General features: G+C 69.7%; 19 protein-coding genes. 6 read left to right on the top strand and 13 right to left on the bottom strand.

Going from position 1 to position 18,623, the window contains the following annotated elements; translation table 11 throughout:
• Positions 1-164 precede the first annotated feature (164 nt).
• Positions 165-1,919 carry an aa3-type cytochrome oxidase subunit I gene (ctaD, locus tag ACWPOB_RS17880; protein ID WP_082120257.1) on the bottom strand — a complete coding sequence of 585 codons (1,755 nt, stop codon included), beginning with the start codon at positions 1,917-1,919 and terminating at the stop codon, positions 165-167.
• 259 nt (positions 1,920-2,178) lie between these two features.
• Between ctaD and ACWPOB_RS17875 the strand changes: the two genes are divergently transcribed.
• Genes ACWPOB_RS17875 through ACWPOB_RS17865 form a run of 3 tightly spaced genes read left to right on the top strand, consistent with a single transcriptional unit; the run spans position 2,179 to position 4,770 of the window.
• Positions 2,179-3,171: an ABC transporter substrate-binding protein gene (locus ACWPOB_RS17875; RefSeq protein ID WP_100056713.1), complete on the top strand. Its 993-nt coding sequence runs from the start codon at positions 2,179-2,181 to the stop codon at positions 3,169-3,171.
• A 31-nt stretch (positions 3,172-3,202) separates the two neighbouring features.
• Positions 3,203-4,264, top strand: a complete 1,062-nt coding sequence (locus ACWPOB_RS17870; RefSeq protein WP_455401648.1) for an ABC transporter substrate-binding protein — start codon at positions 3,203-3,205, stop codon at positions 4,262-4,264.
• Between the two features lie 29 nt (positions 4,265-4,293).
• Positions 4,294-4,770 carry an NUDIX hydrolase gene (locus ACWPOB_RS17865; RefSeq protein WP_455401647.1) on the top strand — a complete coding sequence of 159 codons (477 nt, stop codon included), beginning with the start codon at positions 4,294-4,296 and terminating at the stop codon, positions 4,768-4,770.
• A gap of 84 nt (positions 4,771-4,854) precedes the next feature.
• Here ACWPOB_RS17865 and nrdF read toward each other — a convergent pair whose 3' ends face one another.
• The 8 genes from nrdF to ACWPOB_RS17825 form a co-directional block, all read right to left on the bottom strand.
• Positions 4,855-5,862, bottom strand: coding sequence for a class 1b ribonucleoside-diphosphate reductase subunit beta (nrdF, locus tag ACWPOB_RS17860; RefSeq protein WP_100056710.1), 1,008 nt, complete (start codon positions 5,860-5,862; stop codon positions 4,855-4,857).
• A gap of 44 nt (positions 5,863-5,906) precedes the next feature.
• On the bottom strand, positions 5,907-7,988 hold the full coding sequence (gene nrdE, locus ACWPOB_RS17855; protein ID WP_455401679.1) for a class 1b ribonucleoside-diphosphate reductase subunit alpha: 2,082 nt from the start codon (positions 7,986-7,988) through the stop codon (positions 5,907-5,909).
• Between the two features lie 183 nt (positions 7,989-8,171).
• The gene (nrdI, locus tag ACWPOB_RS17850) at positions 8,172-8,600 is read right to left on the bottom strand and encodes a class Ib ribonucleoside-diphosphate reductase assembly flavoprotein NrdI (RefSeq protein WP_100056708.1); all 429 of its coding nucleotides are present in this window, start codon (positions 8,598-8,600) and stop codon (positions 8,172-8,174) included.
• A gap of 69 nt (positions 8,601-8,669) precedes the next feature.
• On the bottom strand, positions 8,670-8,900 hold the full coding sequence (locus tag ACWPOB_RS17845; RefSeq protein WP_006940556.1) for a redoxin NrdH: 231 nt from the start codon (positions 8,898-8,900) through the stop codon (positions 8,670-8,672).
• Positions 8,901-9,097: 197 nt separating this feature from the next.
• Entirely contained in the window at positions 9,098-11,209 is a 2,112-nt protein-coding gene (locus tag ACWPOB_RS17840; RefSeq protein WP_455401646.1) for a xanthine dehydrogenase family protein molybdopterin-binding subunit, read from the bottom strand.
• The gene (locus ACWPOB_RS17835; protein ID WP_100056706.1) at positions 11,206-12,195 is read right to left on the bottom strand and encodes an FAD binding domain-containing protein; all 990 of its coding nucleotides are present in this window, start codon (positions 12,193-12,195) and stop codon (positions 11,206-11,208) included. Before ACWPOB_RS17835 ends, ACWPOB_RS17840 begins: the two co-directional genes overlap by 4 nt.
• Complete coding sequence (locus ACWPOB_RS17830; RefSeq protein ID WP_100056705.1) at positions 12,192-12,740, bottom strand: 2Fe-2S iron-sulfur cluster-binding protein; 549 nt, start codon at positions 12,738-12,740, stop codon at positions 12,192-12,194. The genes ACWPOB_RS17835 and ACWPOB_RS17830 overlap by 4 nt, the downstream gene beginning before the upstream one ends.
• 140 nt (positions 12,741-12,880) lie before the next feature.
• On the bottom strand, positions 12,881-13,441 hold the full coding sequence (locus ACWPOB_RS17825) for an NAD(P)H-dependent oxidoreductase (RefSeq protein WP_006940564.1): 561 nt from the start codon (positions 13,439-13,441) through the stop codon (positions 12,881-12,883).
• 87 nt (positions 13,442-13,528) lie between these two features.
• Between ACWPOB_RS17825 and ACWPOB_RS17820 the strand changes: the two genes are divergently transcribed.
• Both ACWPOB_RS17820 and ACWPOB_RS17815 read left to right on the top strand, forming a co-directional pair.
• A complete protein-coding gene (locus ACWPOB_RS17820) occupies positions 13,529-14,158 on the top strand; it encodes a TetR/AcrR family transcriptional regulator (RefSeq protein ID WP_455401645.1) in 630 nt (209 codons plus the stop codon).
• 5 nt (positions 14,159-14,163) lie between these two features.
• Positions 14,164-14,955: an META domain-containing protein gene (locus tag ACWPOB_RS17815; protein WP_455401644.1), complete on the top strand. Its 792-nt coding sequence runs from the start codon at positions 14,164-14,166 to the stop codon at positions 14,953-14,955.
• A gap of 17 nt (positions 14,956-14,972) precedes the next feature.
• Here the strand turns inward: ACWPOB_RS17815 and ACWPOB_RS17810 are convergent, their stop codons facing one another.
• Positions 14,973-15,521, bottom strand: coding sequence for a nucleosidase (locus ACWPOB_RS17810; RefSeq protein WP_100057855.1), 549 nt, complete (start codon positions 15,519-15,521; stop codon positions 14,973-14,975).
• A complete protein-coding gene (locus tag ACWPOB_RS17805; RefSeq protein ID WP_455401643.1) occupies positions 15,518-16,291 on the bottom strand; it encodes a fructosamine kinase family protein in 774 nt (257 codons plus the stop codon). The genes ACWPOB_RS17810 and ACWPOB_RS17805 overlap by 4 nt, the downstream gene beginning before the upstream one ends.
• 75 nt (positions 16,292-16,366) lie before the next feature.
• Between ACWPOB_RS17805 and nadE the strand changes: the two genes are divergently transcribed.
• Positions 16,367-17,206, top strand: a complete 840-nt coding sequence (gene nadE / locus ACWPOB_RS17800; RefSeq protein ID WP_100057853.1) for an ammonia-dependent NAD(+) synthetase — start codon at positions 16,367-16,369, stop codon at positions 17,204-17,206.
• 33 nt (positions 17,207-17,239) lie between these two features.
• Here nadE and ACWPOB_RS17795 read toward each other — a convergent pair whose 3' ends face one another.
• Both ACWPOB_RS17795 and moaA read right to left on the bottom strand, forming a co-directional pair.
• Positions 17,240-17,500, bottom strand: coding sequence for a MoaD/ThiS family protein (locus ACWPOB_RS17795; RefSeq protein WP_100057852.1), 261 nt, complete (start codon positions 17,498-17,500; stop codon positions 17,240-17,242).
• Positions 17,493-18,554, bottom strand: a complete 1,062-nt coding sequence (gene moaA / locus ACWPOB_RS17790; protein WP_455401642.1) for a GTP 3',8-cyclase MoaA — start codon at positions 18,552-18,554, stop codon at positions 17,493-17,495. Before moaA ends, ACWPOB_RS17795 begins: the two co-directional genes overlap by 8 nt.
• Between the last annotated feature and the right edge of the window lie 69 nt (positions 18,555-18,623).

The raw sequence follows: 18,623 nt of genomic DNA, 5'->3' as shown, positions 1-18,623 counted from the left end.
GACGCCACCTACGTCTCCGATCCTTCGTCCGTCGCGGCACATGCTCACTCATTGTGCCAGGTGAACGGGGTGCCGAACGAGCAGGGGTCCACCCCGGAAGAATGCGCGAGGCCCCGCCCGTCGGGACGGGCGGGGCCTCGGGAAGCGTCGATCCGGTGTGCGGATCAGCGGTCGGCGGGGGTCCTCTCGGCACCCTCGCTCAGCGCCACATGGTTGTGCTTGTTGCTGCCCGGACCGACGTGCGCCTCGGCACGGATGCGGTCCACCATGTGCGGGTAGTGCAGCTCGAACGCCGGGCGCTCGGAGCGGATGCGCGGCAGCTCGTAGAAGTTGTGCCGCGGCGGCGGGCAGCTCGTCGCCCACTCGAGGGAGTTGCCGTAACCCCACGGGTCGTCGACGGTCACGACCTGCCCGTACCGGTAGCTCTTGAACACGTTCCACAGGAACGGCAGGGTCGAGGCGCCGAGCACGAAGGCACCGACGGTCGAGATGATGTTCAGGGTGGTGAACCCGTCCGACGGCAGGTAGTCGGCGTAGCGGCGCGGCATGCCCTCGTTGCCCAGCCAGTGCTGCACCAGGAACGTGGTGTGGAAGCCGAGGAAGGTCAGCCAGAAGTGCCACTTGGCGAGGCGCTCGTCGAGCATGCGCCCGGTCATCTTCGGGAACCAGAAGTAGATGCCCGCGTAGGTGGCGAACACGATGGTGCCGAAGAGCACGTAGTGGAAGTGCGCGATGACGAAGTAGGAGTCCGTCACGTGGAAGTCCAGCGGCGGGCTGGCGAGGATGACGCCGGACAGGCCGCCGAACAGGAAGGTGACGATGAAGCCGACCGAGAACAGCATCGGCGACTCGAACGTCAGGTGGCCCTTCCACATGGTGCCGATCCAGTTGAAGAACTTCACACCGGTGGGCACCGCGATCAGGAAGGTCATGAACGAGAAGTACGGCAGCAGCACGGCGCCGGTGGCGTACATGTGGTGCGCCCACACCGCGATCGAGAGCGCCGCGATGGCCAGGGTCGCGTAGACCAGGCCGGTGTAGCCGAAGATCGGCTTGCGCGAGAACACCGGGAAGATCTCCGAGACGATGCCGAAGAACGGCAACGCGATGATGTACACCTCGGGGTGGCCGAAGAACCAGAACAGGTGCTGCCACAGCATGACTCCGCCGTTGGCGGGGTCGAAGATGTGCCCGCCCAGGTGGCGGTCGACGAAGAGGCCGAAGAACGCGGCGGTCAGCAGCGGGAACGCCAGGAGGATGAGCACGCTGGTGATGAGGATGTTCCAGGTGAAGATGGGCATCCGGAACATGGTCATGCCGGGGGCGCGCAGGCACACGACGGTGGTGATGAAGTTGACCGCACCGAGGATGGTGCCCAGACCCATCACGCCGAGGCCGAGGACCCAGAAGTCACCGCCGACGCCGGGCGAGTGCAGCTCACTGGTGAGCGGGCTGTAGGCAGTCCAGCCGAAGTCGGCCGCACCACCGGGGGTGATGAAGCCGGCGGTCACGATCGTCGCGCCGAACAGGTACAGCCAGTAGCTGAACGAGTTCAGACGCGGGAACGCGACGTCGGGGGCGCCGATCTGCAGCGGCAGGATGTAGTTCGCGAAGGCGAACACGACCGGGGTCGCGTACATCAGCAGCATGATCGTGCCGTGCATGGTGAACAGCTGGTTGTACTGCTCGTTCGACAGGAACTGCAGACCCGGGACCGCGAGTTCGGTGCGGATGAGCAGAGCCATCACGCCACCGATGAGGAAGAACGCGAACGAGGTGACCATGTACATGATCCCGAGCATCTTGGGATCCGTGGTCGTGATCATCTTGTAGAAGAACGAGCCCTTGGGTCCCTGCCGCGGCGGGTACGGCCTCGCTGCAGCTATCTCCGGGACTGGCTGGGGCGCTACGGCAGTCACTAATCCTCCTGATTGCGCGCTCGACTCGCAGTGCGAGGCGAACGTTCTCTGGCTTGCGCTGATCGAATCGTAGACGGTGCGACCACCGCACGCTCACCGGGTCCTACTCAGTGTCGTACTCGGCGGTCGAGCATACCGGCGGGGGTCTGTGACCCACGCAACCCGGGGCCGTGGCACACCTCACCGAACACACGGTTTCGCCCGCCTACTAAGGTAAGCATTTCCTAACTGATTTCGATCCCGAGAGACGAGGTTCACCGTGTATCCCCTCCCCCTGCGCCGTGGCATCGCCGCCCTGGCGACGACCCTGACCGCGGCCGTGCTGCTCGCGGGCTGTTCCTCCGGCGAGACGGCCGAGCAGACCCCCGCCACCGCGGGCTTCCCACGCACCGTCGAGCACTTCCGCGGAACGACCACCCTCGAGTCCCAGCCGCTGCGGGTCGTCGCGCTCGACACCAGCTACGCGGACGCGACCCTGCTGCTCGAGTCCGACCTCGTCGGGTACGTCGACTACCGCACCGAGGGACTACCCGACTACCTCGGTGACAGCCGCCGGCAGTTCGCCGCCGACGCCACCTCGGTCGGCTCCGTCTCCGACGCGAGCCTGGAGAAGATCGCCGCGCTGCACCCCGACCTGATCCTGTCCGCCGACGTGCGCGACGGCGAGAACTACGGCAAGCTCTCCGCCATCGCGCCCACGGTCTTCTCCCAGAGCACCGGACCGACGTGGAAGGACAACATCCGCCTCGCCGCGCGGGCCCTCGGCAAGGAGGACCTCGCCGAACAGAAGATCGCCGACTACGAGGCCCGGGCGAAGGCCATCGGCGACGAGATCAACGCCACAGCCGGCAACCCCACCGTCTCGGTGGTCCGCTTCGCCGGCGAGCCCACCGCCCGCCTCTACCGCACCACGTCGTTCAGCGGCATCGTCCTCGAGGACGCCGGACTGGCCCGGCCCGCGAGCCAGGGACCCGACCCGGCCGATCCGAGCAGCATCATGAACGCGATCAGCCCCGAACTCATCGGCGAGGCGGACGCGAATGTGATCTTCGTCAGCATGTACCGCGACGGGGAGGGCAAGTCCGAGGCGGCGGCGCAGCCGTTCCTGTCCAACCCGCTGTGGCAGAACCTGCGCGGCCGGAAGGTGGACGTGGACGACAGCCTGTGGATGACGCCGGTGTCCATCCAGGGCGCGCACGAGATCCTCGACGACCTCGCCGAGGCGTTCGGGGTCGATCCGCACACCAGTTAACCTGGACCGTCCCCTAGACAGGAGTGGTCGTATGCCCGCAGCGTCCCGGTCTCGCGCCGTCACGTGCACCGTCGCCCTCGCCGCCGTCGCGGCACTCGGGTTGGCGGGATGCGCGGAGGCGACCGACGATCCGGCGAGCAGCATCGTGCGCACCACCACCCGCATCGCCGGGGCCGCCGTCGTCGGGATCGAACGCGACACGACGACCGCGTGCGCGCTGCCCAGTCCCCTGGACCCGGGGCAGCCCGGCGGCGGCACCCGGTCGGTGATCCACACCGGCGGCGTCTCCGAGGTGCCCGCCGACCCGCAGCGGATCGTCGTGCTCGACGCCGCCGCGATGGACGCGGTGTGCGCACTGGGCCTGTGGGAGCGGGTGGTCGGCACGACCACCGACGTCGCCCGGGCCGAGTACCTGGGCACGGGGATCGCGACGCTGCCGTCGGTGGGCACCACGTCGGCGCCCGACGTGGCGCTCATCGACGGCGTGGAGCCGGACCTCATCCTCGGCTCGTCCGCCGACCCGGAACTCTACCGCCGGCTCGGCACCGTCGCGCCGACGGTGCTCGTCGGCTCCGACCCGGTGTTCTGGCGGCAGCAGTTCCTCCGCGCCGGCGAAACACTCGGACGCTCGCAAGCGGCCGGCCGCGTGCTCGACGACTACCGCGCCACCGCGACGGACGTCGGCAAGGCGGTGACCGCGTCGCAGACGCAGGCGTCGATCGTGCGGTTCACCGGCGACGGCGCCGTCGTCGAGGGCACCGCCTCGTTCGCCGGACAAGTCCTCGCCGACACCGGCGCCGCGCGCCCGCCCGCACAGCGGTTCGGTGTGCAGGACGGGCGCGCGGACGCCCCGCTCGACGAGGCCGACCCGGCCGCCGCGGAGGGCGACCTGATCTACGTCCGCTTCGCCGGCGAGGACGGCGTCGCGCATGGCAGCGAGGTGATGGACTCCGAGGCGTGGCTCGAGCTCGGGGCGGTCACCGACAGCCGGCTGTTCGCGGTGGACGACCTGGTGTGGTCCACGCCCGGCCCGGTGGCCGCGAAGGCCGTCCTGACCGATGTGCGCAACACCCTCAACGGCTATTCCAACTGAGTCGACCTCGTCGAAAGGCGCCCGGGGACATGCCTATTCCGGAGTTCGTCGCGCAACTGCGCGCACAGGTCGGAGCCGCGCCGCTGTGGCTGCCCGGCGTCAGCGCCGTCGTCGTCGACCCCGACGGACGGGTGCTGCTGACCCGTCGGGCGGACAACGGCCTGTGGGCCGTGGTCTCGGGCATCCTCGAACCCGGCGAGGAACCCGCCGTCGCGGCCGTGCGCGAGGTGCGGGAGGAGACCGGTGTCGACGCCGAGATCGCCCGGCTCACGAGCGTGGACGTGACCGCTCCGATCACCTATCCCAACGGGGACGTCGCGCGATACCTGGACGTGTGCTTCCTGATGCACCCGACGGGTGGCGCGGCCCACGTCGCCGACGACGAGAACCTCGAGGTGGCCTGGTTCGTGCCGGATTCGTTGCCGCAGAACATGACCGCCACGTCGGTGCTGCGCCTGGAGAAGGCGCTGCGGGACGTGCCGGAGGCGTGGTTCCGCCGCCCCTGATGGTGTGCCTGACGGCCGAATGTCACACGTGCTCGATCAGGACGAACGCGTGTGACATTCGGCCACAACAGGTGGACCGTGTGGTCAGAAGTCCCAGTCGTCGTCCTCGGTGACGACGGCCTTGCCGATCACGTACGAGCTGCCCGAGCCGGAGAAGAAGTCGTGGTTCTCGTCGGCATTCGGGGACAGCGCGGACAGGATCGCCGGGTTCACGTCGGTCTCGTCCTTGGGGAACAACGCCTCGTAGCCGAGGTTCATCAGGGCCTTGTTGGCGTTGTACCGCAGGAACTTCTTGACGTCCTCGGTGAGCCCGGCCTCGTCGTAGAGGTCCGCAGTGTACTGGGTCTCGTTGTCGTACAGCTCGAACAGCAGATCGAAGACCCAGTCCTTGAGCTCGTCGCGCTCGGCCTGGGTGACCTGCTCGAGGCCGCGCTGATACTTGTAGCCGATGTAGTAGCCGTGCACGGCCTCGTCGCGGATGATCAGCCGGATCATGTCCGCGGTGTTGGTCAGCTTCGCCCGCGACGACCAGTACATCGGCAGGTAGAAGCCCGAGTAGAACAGGAACGACTCGAGCAGCGTCGAGGCAGCCTTACGCTTGAGCGGACTGTCGCCCTGGTAGTAGTCGAGGACGATCTGCGCCTTGCGCTGCAGGTTGTCGTTCTCCTCCGACCAGCGGAACGCGTCGTCGATCTGGCGGGTGGAGCACAGCGTCGAGAAGATGCTCGAGTACGACTTGGCGTGCACCGACTCCATGAACGCAATGTTGGTGAGCACCGCCTCCTCGTGCGGAGTCACCGCGTCCGGGATCAGCGACACCGCGCCGACGGTGCCCTGGATCGTGTCGAGCAGGGTCAGACCGGTGAACACGCGCATGGTCAGTTCCTGCTCGTACTCGGTGAGCGTGCCCCACGACGGGATGTCGTTGGACACCGGGACTTTCTCCGGCAACCAGAAGTTGCCGGTGAGGCGGTCCCACACCTCCGAGTCCTTCTCGTCCGGAACGCGGTTCCAGTTGATCGCCGAGACGCGGTCGATCAGTTTGACGTGGGCGCCGTCGGCCGGCGAATGCGCGCGGGGTGCGGAGGTCATCTGTCTTTCCCTACCTGAGTTTCGATGTGTACCGGCAAGATTCGTCACAGCATGCAGGAGACGCAGCCCTCGACCTCGGTGCCCTCGAGCGCCATCTGCCGCAGCCGGATGTAGTACAGCGTCTTGATCCCCTTGCGCCAGGCGTAGATCTGCGCCTTGTTCACGTCGCGGGTGGTGACGGTGTCCTTGAAGAACAACGTCAGCGACAGGCCCTGGTCTACGTGCTGGGTGGCCGCCGCGTACGTGTCGATGATCTTCTCGTACCCGATCTCGTACGCGTCCTGGAAGTACTCCAGATTGTCGTTGGTCAGGTAGGGAGCGGGGTAGTAGACGCGGCCGATCTTGCCCTCCTTGCGGATCTCGATCTTCGACGCCACCGGGTGGATGGAACTGGTGGAGTTGTTGATGTACGAGATCGACCCGGTCGGCGGCACGGCCTGCAGGTTCTGGTTGTAGATGCCGTGCTCCTGGACGGACGCCTTCAGCGCGCGCCAGTCGTCCTGCGTGGGAATCGCCACGCCGGCGTCGGCGAAGAGCTGCCGCACGCGGGCGGTGGCCGGCTCCCACACCTGGTCGGTGTACTTGTCGAAGAACTCGCCCGAGGCGTACTTCGACTCGGGGAAGCCCTTGAAGTACGTGCCCCGCTCGATGGCGAGCCGGTTCGACGCGCGCAGCGCGTGGAACAGCACGGTGTAGAAGTAGATGTTCGTGAAGTCGACGCCCTCTTCGGAGCCGTAGAAGATGCGCTCACGGGCGAGGTAGCCGTGCAGGTTCATCTGCCCGAGGCCGATCGCGTGGGAGTCGTTGTTGCCCTGCTCGATCGACGGCACCGAGTAGATGTGGGTCTGGTCCGACACGGCGGTCAGCGCCCGGATCGCCACCTCGATGGTGTGTGCGAAGTCCGGCGAGTCCATCGCCTTGGCGATGTTCAGCGAGCCGAGATTGCACGAGATGTCCTTACCCACATGGCTGTAGGACAGGTCCTCGTTGAACGTCGACGGCGTGGAGACCTGCAGGATCTCCGAGCACAGGTTCGAGTGGGTGATCTTGCCCTGAATGGGATTGGCCCGGTTGACGGTGTCCTCGAACATGATGTACGGGTAGCCGGACTCGAACTGCAGTTCCGCAACCGTCTGGAAGAACTCGCGCGCCTTGATCTTCGACTTGCGGATGCGCTTGTCGTCGACCATCTCGTGGTACTTCTCGGTGACGTCGATGTCGGCGAACGGCACACCGTAGATGCGCTCCACGTCGTACGGCGAGAACAGGTACATGTCCTCGTTGCGCTTCGCCAGCTCGAACGTGATGTCGGGGATGACGATGCCCAGCGAGAGGGTCTTGATGCGGATCTTCTCGTCCGCGTTCTCGCGCTTGGTGTCGAGGAACCGGTAGATGTCGGGGTGGTGGGCGTGCAGATACACCGCGCCGGCGCCTTGGCGGGCCCCGAGCTGGTTGGCGTAGGAGAAGGAGTCCTCGAGCAGCTTCATGATCGGGATGACGCCGGAGGACTGGTTCTCGATCTGCTTGATCGGCGCGCCGTGCTCTCGGATGTTGCTCAGCAGCAACGCAACCCCGCCTCCGCGCTTGGACAGCTGCAGTGCCGAGTTGATCGAGCGGCCGATGGACTCCATGTTGTCCTCGATGCGCAGCAGGAAGCAGGAGACGGGCTCGCCGCGCTGCTTCTTGCCGGAGTTGAGGAACGTCGGGGTCGCGGGCTGGAACCGGCCGGAGATGATCTCGTCGACGAGGTGGGTCGCGAGCTGCTCGTCGCCGGCGGCCAGGGTCAGCGCGACCATGCAGACGCGGTCCTCGAACCGCTCCAGGTAGCGCTTGCCGTCGAACGTCTTGAGCGTGTAAGAGGTGTAGTACTTGAACGCGCCCAGGAACGTCGGGAAGCGGAACTTCTTCGAGTAGGCGTGCTCGAAGAGCTGCTTGACGAACGGGCGGGAGTACTGCTCGAGCACCTCGGGCTCGTAGTAGTTCTCCTCCACGAGGTAATCGAGCTTCTCCTCGAGGTTGTGGAAGAACACCGTGTTCTGGTTGACGTGCTGCAGGAAGTACTGGCGCGCGGCTGCGACGTCCTTGTCGAACTGGATCTCGCCGTTGGGCCCGTAGAGGTTCAACATCGCGTTGAGCGCGTGGTAGTCGAGTCCCTTGAGGGATTCGTCGATCTTGGCGCTCGCTGCCGGCGCGGCATCGGTGACGGTCACGGTGCTTGCTCCCACTGTGAGTAGACGGGTTCGCCGCGCACCCGTATCCCCGACGGTGACGCAGCGTTGATGGATTGGACGAGTGTGGGTGGGTCGCGGTTACGCCGACTGCAACGACTGCGCCCAGAACTGTGCCAGGCCCTCGCGGACGCGCTCGACGTCCTCGGCGGTACCCATCAGTTCGAACCGGTAGAGGTACGGGACCTTGCACTTCTGGGAGACCACATCCCCGGCGTAACAATAGGATTCGCCGAAGTTGGTGTTGCCCGCGGCGATGACCCCGCGAATCAGCGCACGGTTGCGCGGATTGTTGAGGAACCGGATGACCTGCTTGGGCACGAAGTTCGTGTCCCGGCCGGTCGCGGTGGTGCCGCCGCCGTAGGTCGGCAGGATCAGCACGTACGGCTCGTGCACCTCGAAGGTGCCGTCACGGTCGTGCAGCGGAATCCGGGTGGCCGGCAACCCCAGTCGCCGGACGAATCGGTGCGTGTTCTCCGATGTGCTCGAGAAATACACCAACGAGGTCATCGATGTCTCACATCACTTCGCTCGGGTCCGGCGACCGGCCGCAGGGGCGGTGGGTCGGCGCGCGACGGGTCAGGCGGCGACGGCGAGGGCCTTGATCCGGTCCGGGCGGAAGCCCGACCAGTGCTCGTCACCGGCGACCACCACGGGGGCCTGCAGGTAACCGAGGGCCATCACGAAGTCCCGCGCTTCCGGGTTCTCCGAGATGTCGACGACGGCGTACTCGATACCGGCCTTGTCGAGGGCACGGTAGGTGGCATTGCACTGAACGCAGGCAGGCTTGGTGTAGACGGTGATGTTCATGGTTTCCCCTTTTCGACAACCTGACGACTGACTGCACAGCAGCGCCTCGAGGCCCGTCGTACCAGCACGATCCCGCTTCCCCGAGGGACCGGAAACGATCAAGCCTTCCAGCGCTCTAGACACTACACCTAGTGGCCGACAGATTCATAGAACGCGAGATGTTGTGAGTTACAGCCGTGATATTCCCAGGTCGTTACTCACCGCGCAGGGCTGTCGGGCAGGTACGGGAGCACGTCCTCGAGGTGCACCGGAAGCCGGCGCACCCGCGTCCCGGTGGCGTGCCAGAGGGCGTTGACGACCGCTGCGGCGCTGCCGACGATGCCGATCTCCCCGACCCCGCGCGACCCCATGGGTGTGGCGTGCAGGTCGTCCTCGTCGAGCCAGGTCGCGTCCACGTCGCCGATGTCGGCATTGGTGGGGATGTGGTACTCCGCGAGGTCGTGGTTGACCACGTGGCCGGTGCGGGGATCGCGGATGCTCTCCTCGTGCAGGGCCATGGAGATGCCGAAGCACATCCCGCCGATCAGCTGCGAACGGGCGGTCCGGGGGTTGACCACCCGGCCCACGGAGAACACGCCGAGCATCCTCGGTACCCGGATCTCGCCCGTGTCGACATCCACCCGCACCTCGGCGAAATGCGCGCCGAACGACTGGATGCGGTAGTGCTCGAGCGCGGGATTCGCCTCGGCGGTCGCCGATGCCTCGGCACCCGGCTCCGGTCGATCCCCGTGCCGCTTGCGGAACGCGTGGGCCGCGGCGACGATCGCCGTGCCCCACGACGAGGTACCGGAGGATCCGCCGGCGACGGTGGCGTTCGGCAGGGCCGAGTCACCGATCTCGAGATGGATGTCCTCGGGCCGGCAGCCGAGCGCGTCGGCCGCGACGAGGGTGAGCGTGGTCCATGCTCCGGTCCCGATGTCCGCGGCGCCGGTGCGGACGGTGAAGCGCCCGTCGCCGTCGTGCCGGACCGCGACCTCGGTGCCGGGGTTGACCAGGTGCGGGTAGCTCGCCGCGGCCACTCCGGTCCCCACGAGCCACCGGCCGTCGCGGCGGGTGCCGGGCGTGCGGTCGGCGGCGTCCCAGCCGAAACTGCGACTCCCCTCCCGCAGGCACTCCACCAGCCGGCGCGAGGACCAGGGCCGGCCGGACTCGGGGTCGGTGGGCGGGTCGTTGCGGACCCGCAGTTCGATCGGGTCCATGCCGCACGCCACCGCCAGTTCGTCCATCGCGACCTCGCCGGCGAACATCCCGGGGGCCTCCCCCGGCGCACGCATCCAGTAGGGCGCGGGCACGTCGAGCGCGACGATGCGGTGCGAGGTGCGCCGATACGGCGAGGCGTACATCCCCCGCGACGACACCGCCGTCTGCTCCGCGTACTCGCGCACGTGCGAGGACTGCGAGAAGGCCTCGTGCACCACCGCTTCGAGCCGCCCTTCCCTGCTCGCGACCAGGCGGACGTGCGAGACGGTGGGCGGCCGGTAGCCGACGTACCCGAACATGTCCTGCCGGGACACGGCGAACTTGACCGCCCGGCCGGGCAGCACGCGCGCCGCCATCGCCGCCACGACGTCGTGCGCGTGCGGCGCCCCCTTGGACCCGAAACCACCCCCGACGTAGGGACTGATCACCCGCAGCTGCTGGGGGCGCAGACCGAGCACGGGAGCCAGCGTGGAGACGACGCCGTGGGCACTTTGCGTGGAGTCGTGCAACGTCAACGACTCGCCGGACCACTCGGCCACGACGGTGTGCGGTTCGAGGGGGTTGTTGTGCTCCTCCGGGGTGGAATACCAGCCGTCGACCACGACGCCGTCGCGCTCCGCGGCCTCGGCCGCTGCGGCATCGCCCTGTTCCGTGTCGGTCGGATATCCGCCGTTGGCCTGTTCCGGGGCATAGCTGCGCGGGTGGTCGTGCCGGAACGCGACGTCGTGCGGCGCGGACTCGTACTCCACCCGGACCAGTTCGCTTGCGTGTCGCGCGATCTCGGGTGTCTCGGCCACCACGGCGGCGACGATCTGCCCCCGGAAGGCGACGTCCGGGCTCTGCAGGACCGCGTACTCGGCCTCCGAGGTGTCCGCCAGGCGGGGGGCACTCCACGGGGTGAGAACGGCGAGGACGCCGGGCAGGGCCTCCGCCTCGGCGGTCTCGATGCGGGTCACCGTTCCCCGCGCCACGGTTGCCGTGACCGGGGCGAGGTAGGCCGGGTCGTCGACCGGATGTTCGTATGCGTAGGGCGCGGTTCCGGCCACCTTCTGCGGGCCGTCCACCCGCGGCGTCGACGTGCCGATCGGGCGCTGGGCCGAGTGGGTCATGCGACTGCCTCCGAGGTGAGTTCACGCAGTACCGAGACGAGGGTGCGGCGCAGCAGCGGCACCTTGAACTCGTTGCCGTCGAGGGGCCGGGCATCGGCGAGTTCCGCGTCGGCGGCCGCAGCGAAGACGCCGTCACCGGGGGCGCTGCCCAGCAGGACGTGCTCGGCGCGATGGGCCCGCCACGGCCGGTGCGCGACGCCGCCGAGGGCGATGCGGCATCCGGTGACGAGGCCGTCGGCGACCGTCAGGTCCGCCGCCACCGAGACGAGCGCGAACGCGTACGACGCCCGGTCGCGCACCTTGCGGTACGTCGAGACGGCGCCTTCGGGCGCCGGGATCTCGACGTCCAGGATCAGCTCGTCGCGCTCGAGAACCGTGTCGTACTCGGGGCTTTCGCCGGGAAGCCGGTAGAGCTGCTCGACGGGGATGCACCGCTCCCCCTGCGATCCGAGCACCGTCACCTGGGCGTCGAGCGCGAGCAGCGCCACCGCCATGTCCGACGGGTGGGTGGCGACGCACTGTTCGGAGGCGCCGAGGATGGCGTGGTACCGGGTGTAGCCACCGATCGCGGTGCAGCCGCTGCCCGGGGTGCGCTTGTTGCACGGGGTCGACGGGTCCCGGAAGTACACGCAGCGGGTGCGCTGGAGCAGATTGCCGGCGGTGGTGGCCATGTTGCGCAGCTGTGGGGAGGCGCCGGCCAGCAGGGCCCGGGCCAGGACCGGGTACCGGCGGCGGACGATCGGGTGGGCGGCCAGGTCGCTGTTGCGCACGTTGGCGCCGACGCGCAGCCCGCCTTCGGCGGTCTCCTCGACGACGTCGAGCGGCAGGCGGGAGACGTCGACCAGGACGTCGGGCGCGGTGACGCCGAGCTTGAGGTGGTCCACCAGGTTCGTGCCGCCGGCGAGGAAGGCGGCACCCGGGTGGCCGGCGACCGCGGCGACCGCGGCGGCGGGATCGGCAGGCGTCTCGTAGCGGAACGTCTTCACGAGCAGTGCCCCTCCCCGCGCGCGACGTGGCGGAGCGCTTCGACGATGTTGGGGTAGGCCGCGCAGCGGCACAGGTTTCCGCTCATGCGTTCGCGGATCTCGTCGTCGGTCAGTTCCGGGACCTGTGTGAGGTCCACGGTGACGTGGCTCGGGGAACCCTTGGCGGCCTCGTCGAACATGCCGACGGCGGAGCAGATCTGGCCCGGTGTGCAGTAGCCGCACTGGAAGGCGTCGCATTCGACGAATGCCTGGGGCAGGTGCGACGGCCCGTCGTCCGCGATGCCGGCGGCGGTGACGACGTCGGCGCCGTCGTGGGCGACCGCGAGCGACAGGCAGCTCACGATGCGCCGGGAGTCGAGCAGGACCGTGCACGCGCCGCACTGGCCGTGGTCGCAACCCTTCTTCGGGGAGTAGATCCCGAGGCGGTCGCGCAGGGCGTCGAGGAGCGTGGTGCGCACGTCGACGGTGCAGCGGCGCTCCCGGCCGTCGACGCGCAGGGTGATCGTGTGCTCGTGTTCGCCGGGACTGTCGCTCTCGTGCGCCATGGGCTCCTCCGTCGCGGTGGGGACTGGCGGAGTATTCCCCGCAGCATGCCCCGGCAATCACGGCTGCGGGCGCGAATGGGGTACGGACGGCGACGGCCCCGGACCGGGCGTGGTCCGGGGCCGTTCGGTGTGCGGCCGGCTCAGGCGTCGACGAGTTCCCGGCGGGCGTCGGCGAGCTGGGCGAGCAGCGCGGAGATCTGCTCGGCGACCTCGGCGTTCTCCTTGGGGTGGGCGTCGCCGAACTTGTCGATGGTGCCGCCGATGGACAGCTGCAGGCCCGTCCGGCTGCCAGCGATGCCGAGCGCCTTGACGGTCTCCTCGAGCGCCCACTTCGCGCCGTTGCCGCTGGGCGAGGCGCTGATCACGGCGACAGGCTTGCCGGCCAGGGCGCCGGCGCCGTACGGGCGGGAGAGCCAGTCGATGGCGTTCTTGAGCACGGCGGGGATGGTGCCGTTGTACTCGGGGGTGACGAGCAGGAGGGCGTCGGCCTCGCTCGCCGCGACGCGCAGCGCCCCGGCGGCGACGGGCGCGCCGGTCTCGCCGTCGAGGTCCTCGTTGTAGAAGGGCACCTCGCCGAGGCCTTCGTACACGGAAACCTCGACGCCCTGCGGCGCGACGGCGGCCGCGGTCTCGGCGAGGCGGCGGTTGACGGAGGCGGAGCGCAGGCTGCCGACGAGAGCGAGAACGCGGGTCTGGGACATGGGGGTGTTCCTTCGGTTCGGGTGTCCGGGTCTGACTCCACTCTAAACGGACCGCGGTCCACTTCCATTCCCGGGCGGTACTGTGACGTGGTGAACATTCCGCTGCTGCCGCTGGTCGGGGACGAGGGCGTCGAACGGTGCGACGCGGCCCGCAACCGGCGCCGGCTCCTCGAGGCGGCCTCGCTCCTCGTCGCCGAACGCGGCGTCGACGCGGTCACGATGGACGCCGTCGCCGCGCGCGCCGGCGTCGGCAAGGGCACCGTCTTCCGCCGCTTCGGCTCCCGCGCGGGACTCATGCGCGCCCTGCTCGACCATTCCGAACAGGCCCTGCAGCAGCAGTTCCTCACCGGTCCCCCGCCGCTCGGGCCCGGCGCCGATCCCGTCGACCGGCTCGTCGCGTTCGGTCGTGCCCGCATCCGTCTCGTGGAGGTGCAGGGCGAGGTGCTCCGCGCCGCCGAGAGTTCCGCCGAGGCCCGGTTCAACGCCCCGGCACGGGCCGTCAGCCTGACCCACATCGAAGTCCTGCTTCGCGCTGCGGGCGTCGACGGCGACCTCCCGCTGCTGGCCCAGTCCCTGTTCGCCCCGCTCGAGGCCACCCTGGTCCTGCATCAGTGGCGCGATCTCGGGTTTTCGCTCGACCGGCTCGCCGACGGGTGGGCGGACCTGGCCCGCCGCGTCGTCACGGCGCCGCCGGCCGCCGGGCGGACGGTACCGTGACCGGCATGCGGCGGACTCTCGGGCTCTCGATTCTCCTCGCGCTGGCCGCGACGACGGCCGCCTGCGCGAGCGACGGCGCCGCCGCCCCGCCCCAGGACCCCGCCGTGCTCGTGGGGCGGGCGTTCGTCTCCACCGCCGTGTCGGGCCCGCCGATTCCCGGTGGCGGCCCACTGGTCGTGGAGTTCCCCGATGCGGGCCGGATCGCCGCCACCGCCGGCTGCAACCGTTCGTTCGGGTCGGTGGAACTCGGCGACGGCGTGCTGCGCGCCGATCGGCTCGGCAGCACTCTCATGTCGTGCCCGCCGCCGCTCGACCGCGCCGACACCTGGCTGTCCGATCTGCTGGCCTCGGAACCGCGCTGGCGCCTCGACGGCGACGTACTCACCCTCGACGGCGGCGACGTGTCCGTCTCACTGCTCGACCGCACGGTCGCCGACCCCGACCGCCCCGTCGTGGACACGCACTGGGTGCTCACCGAACTCGTCACGGCAGACGCGGTGTCGACCTCCCGCGCCCTCGAGGACGCCGCGCCCACACTGACCGTCGCCGGCGACGGCACGGTCTCGGGCAGCACCGGCTGCAACCGGTTCACCGGCACCGCCACCGTCGGAGACACCGTGGTGACGTTCGGGCCGCTGGCCACCACCCGCGCGGCGTGCCCCGACCCTGAGCTCGCGCGGATCGAGTCGGCCGTCCTGGGTGTGCTGTCCGGCGAGGTGCGCTACGCGGTCGAGGGTGCGGCGATGCGGCTGACCGCCGCCGACGGTGTCACCGGCCTCGGGTACACCGCCCGCTGACGAGCCGGCGGTTCGGCTCAGTACCGCTCGACCAGCCACTGCGCGAGTTCGCGGGCACTGGCGTCGACCTTGGCCGGCCAGTCCAGCGCGGTCTCGTCGGCGTGGTCGCTCACGTGCTTGACGAGCCGGCACTGCGCGCCCATGCGGGACGCGGCGAACGCGATCGCGAAGCCCTCCATGTCGACGAGGTCGGCGCGGGCGGCGAGCGCGTCACGCACCTGCGCGTCCGAGACGAAGGAATCGCCCGTGGCGAGCACCGTCCCGTCCCCGTCGTCGAGTTCGAGCACGTCCTCGACCGGGTAGCCGAGGCTGCGCAGCACCTCGCTGCTGATGTCGTGATTGATCACCGCCGAGGGGACGTAGAGGCCGCCGTGGTGCAGGTGCAGCGCCCCGGCGGTCCCGATGTTGACCACCACCGGCGGGGTCCCGAGCCGGTGCCGCGCCAGCGCCTCGGTCACCGCGACGGCCGCGTGCACCTTGCCGATGCCGGTGATCACCGTCTCGTAGTGCGCCGGCACGTGCGCTGCCTCGGACTTCGTGGCGGCGACGACGAGGATCTCGGTCAACTCTTCTCTCCCAGCGCGAGGGTCGCGAGCGCCGCCCGGTGCAGCGCCCGCCCGTACCCCGCACCGTAGCCCGCCGCGTGCACCGCCAGCGGATGCAGCTGGTGCATCGGCACGCGCTCGCGCCATCCGGCACGCAGCGGGCACGTGGCGTCGTAGGCCGCGACGATCTCGTCGAGGCGGGGGCAGCCGAACAGCTCCAGCATCGCCAGGTCCGTCTCGCGATGACCGCCGTGCGCCGCCGGGTCGATCAGCACCACCCCCGCGGCGGTCCACAGCACGTTGCCGTTCCACAGGTCGCCGTGCAGGCGGGCGGGTGGTGCGCCGTCGTCGAACTCGCCGGCGGCGACGCGCGCGCAGGCCCGCTCGACGTCGGGCAGCTGCGCGGCGGTGACGCTGCCGGCGTCCACCGCGATCCGCAGGAACGGCTCGACCCGTTCCACCACGTAGAACTCGCCCCAGCTCGCGTGGACCGTGCTACTCATCGGCCGCCTGCCGATGAACAGCTGACCGTCGAATCCGTCCGGCGAGCAACCGAATCCGGCGGCGCCCGCGGTGTGCATACGCGCCAGGCGAGTGCCGAACTCCCGCCCCGCCGCGGCGGTGGGGGCCGTCTCGGTCAACCGCTCGAGGTCGATGTGGTCCACCCCGACGTCGCGGACACCGGCAACGGGCATGCCGGCGTCCGCGAGCCAGGCCAGCCCGGCGGCCTCGGTGCGGAAGAAGTCGGGGTGGGCCCCGGCCCGGTGCTTGCGGAAGACGTCGCTGCTCATCGCCACGAGTGTGCCCGCGGTGCGCCGCGCATGTCACCCGAGCAGACCGTCGGGCGTCCCGCTAGGGTTCGGAATATGGCGAACCTTCGCGAGCAGATCATCGAGGAACTCGGCGTCCGGCCGACGATCGACCCCCGGGCGGAGATCCGGTCCCGCGTGCAGTTCCTGAAAGACTACGTCGTGTCGACCCCCGCCAAGGGGTTCGTTCTCGGCATCAGCGGCGGTCAGGACAGCACCCTCGCCGGCCGGCTCGCCCAGCTCGCGGCCGAGGAGCTGCGCGCCGAGGGCCGCGAGGCCGAGTTCGTCGCGGTGCGGCTGCCCTACGGCGAGCAGGCCGACGAGCACGACGCGCAGGTCGCGCTGGAGTTCATCGGTCCCGACCGCTCGTTGCGGATCAACGTCAAGCCCGGTGCCGACGCCTCCGCCGCCGAGGTCGGGCAGGCCATGCACGAGATCTACGGCAACGGATCGCAGCTGAGCGACTTCGTGCGGGGCAACATCAAGGCCCGCGAGCGGATGATCCTGCAGTACGCGATCGCCGGCGAGCTCGGTTACCTGGTGGTCGGGACGGACCACGCCGCCGAGGCGGTGACCGGGTTCTTCACCAAGCACGGCGACGGCGGGGTGGACCTGACCCCGCTCGCCGGCCTGACGAAGCGGCAGGGCGCAGCGCTGCTGCGCGAACTCGGGGCTCCCGACAGCACCTGGCAGAAGGTGCCGACCGCGGATCTCGAGGAGGACCGGCCGGCCCTTCCGGACGAGGTGGCCCTGGGCATGACCTACGCGGAGATCGACGACTACCTCGAGGGCAAGGACGTCACTCCGGAGCTCGCCGAGAAGCTCGAGCGGACGTTCCTGAACACCCGGCACAAGCGGACGGTGCCGGTGTCGCCGTTCGACACCTGGTGGCGCTGACAGCCACCCCGCCCGGCGGCCGGGCCGATCCGCTCAGCCGCCGGCGAACGGCGGGAGGACGTCGACCGTAGGGCCGGCGGCGCGTCCGAGGTCACGGGTGAGTTCGGAGTCGATGAGGAACGCGGCCACCGACAGCACCCGCGCCATCTCGGCGCCGTGCCGGTCGATCAGCGCAATCTTGAGGGTGCCCAGATCCACCGACGGCGCCAGCGCCACCGTCTCCTTCTCCACTCCGGCCGCGTCCGCCGCCGCCGCGAAGTACCGCACCTCGATGCCCGTCACGGTCTCACCCACCGATAGCTCCCATGCTGCGCTGCGGCGGGGTGAAGTCCGCCGCGTTGATGCCGTGCCCGGCCCACTTGTTCCACATTGCACCACGCCACAGCGCGGCGAGCTCGTCGTCGCTCGCGCCGCCGCGCAGCGCCGCCCGCAGGTCGGTCTCCCGGTCGCTGAACAGGCACGAGCGCACGGTGCCTTCCGACGTCAGGCGGGTGCGGTCGCAGTCCGAGCAGAACGACCGCGTCACCGACGCGATGATGCCGACCGTCGCGGGCCCGCCGTCGACCGCCCAGCGTTCGGCCGGCGCCGACGGATCCTCGCGGCCGACCTCGGTGAGGGCGAAGCGGGCGGAGAGCACGTCGAGCAGCCGCTGCGCGGGCACCATGTTCGCCCGCGCCCACTCGTGGTCGGCGTCGAGCGGCATCTGCTCGATGAACCGCAGCTGCACACCCTCGTCGAGGCACCAGGCCAGCAGATCCGCGGCCCCGTCGAGGGTCTGCGGCATGAGCACCGCATTGACCTTCACGGGCGCGAACCCGGCCGCCTTGGCCGCCCGGATCCCACCCAGCACCGAATCCAGCCGATCGCGCCGGGTCAGCCGGGCGAACCGCTCGCGGTCGACCGAGTCCAGGGAGATGTTGACCCGGGTCAGGCCCGCATCGGCCAGCGCCCGGGCACGATGGGCGAGCCCCACCGCGTTGGTCGTCACCGCCAGCGGGATGCCGGGGACGGCGCGCGCACAGCCGGCGACGATCTGCTCGAGGTCCCGCCGCATGAGCGGCTCCCCGCCGGTGAAGCGCACCTCCCGGACCCCGAGCCGGTGCACCGCGACGGCCACGAGCCGCACGATCTCGTCGGCGCTGAGCAGCCGTTCGCGCGGGATCGCCGGCAGCCCCTCCTCGGGCATGCAGTACGTGCAGCGCAGCGAGCACTTCTCGGTGATCGAGACCCGCAGGTCGCGCGCGACACGCCCGAACCGGTCCAGCAGCACGGGGGTGTCGGGCCGGTCGGAGACGTCGTCGGCCGCGGCAGGGCGCACCGCCGGGATCCCCACGTGCACCGCGGTCATCGGGCCTCCGTCCTCATGACCCTCAGTATGCCGTCGCGGGCCCCGTCGCGCGGGAGGAGCAGAAACCAC

The organism is Rhodococcus sp. 2H158 (assembly GCF_053764755.1).
The sequence above is the reverse complement of the archived record's forward strand: the minus strand, read 5'-3'. Positions and strand labels throughout refer to the sequence as shown.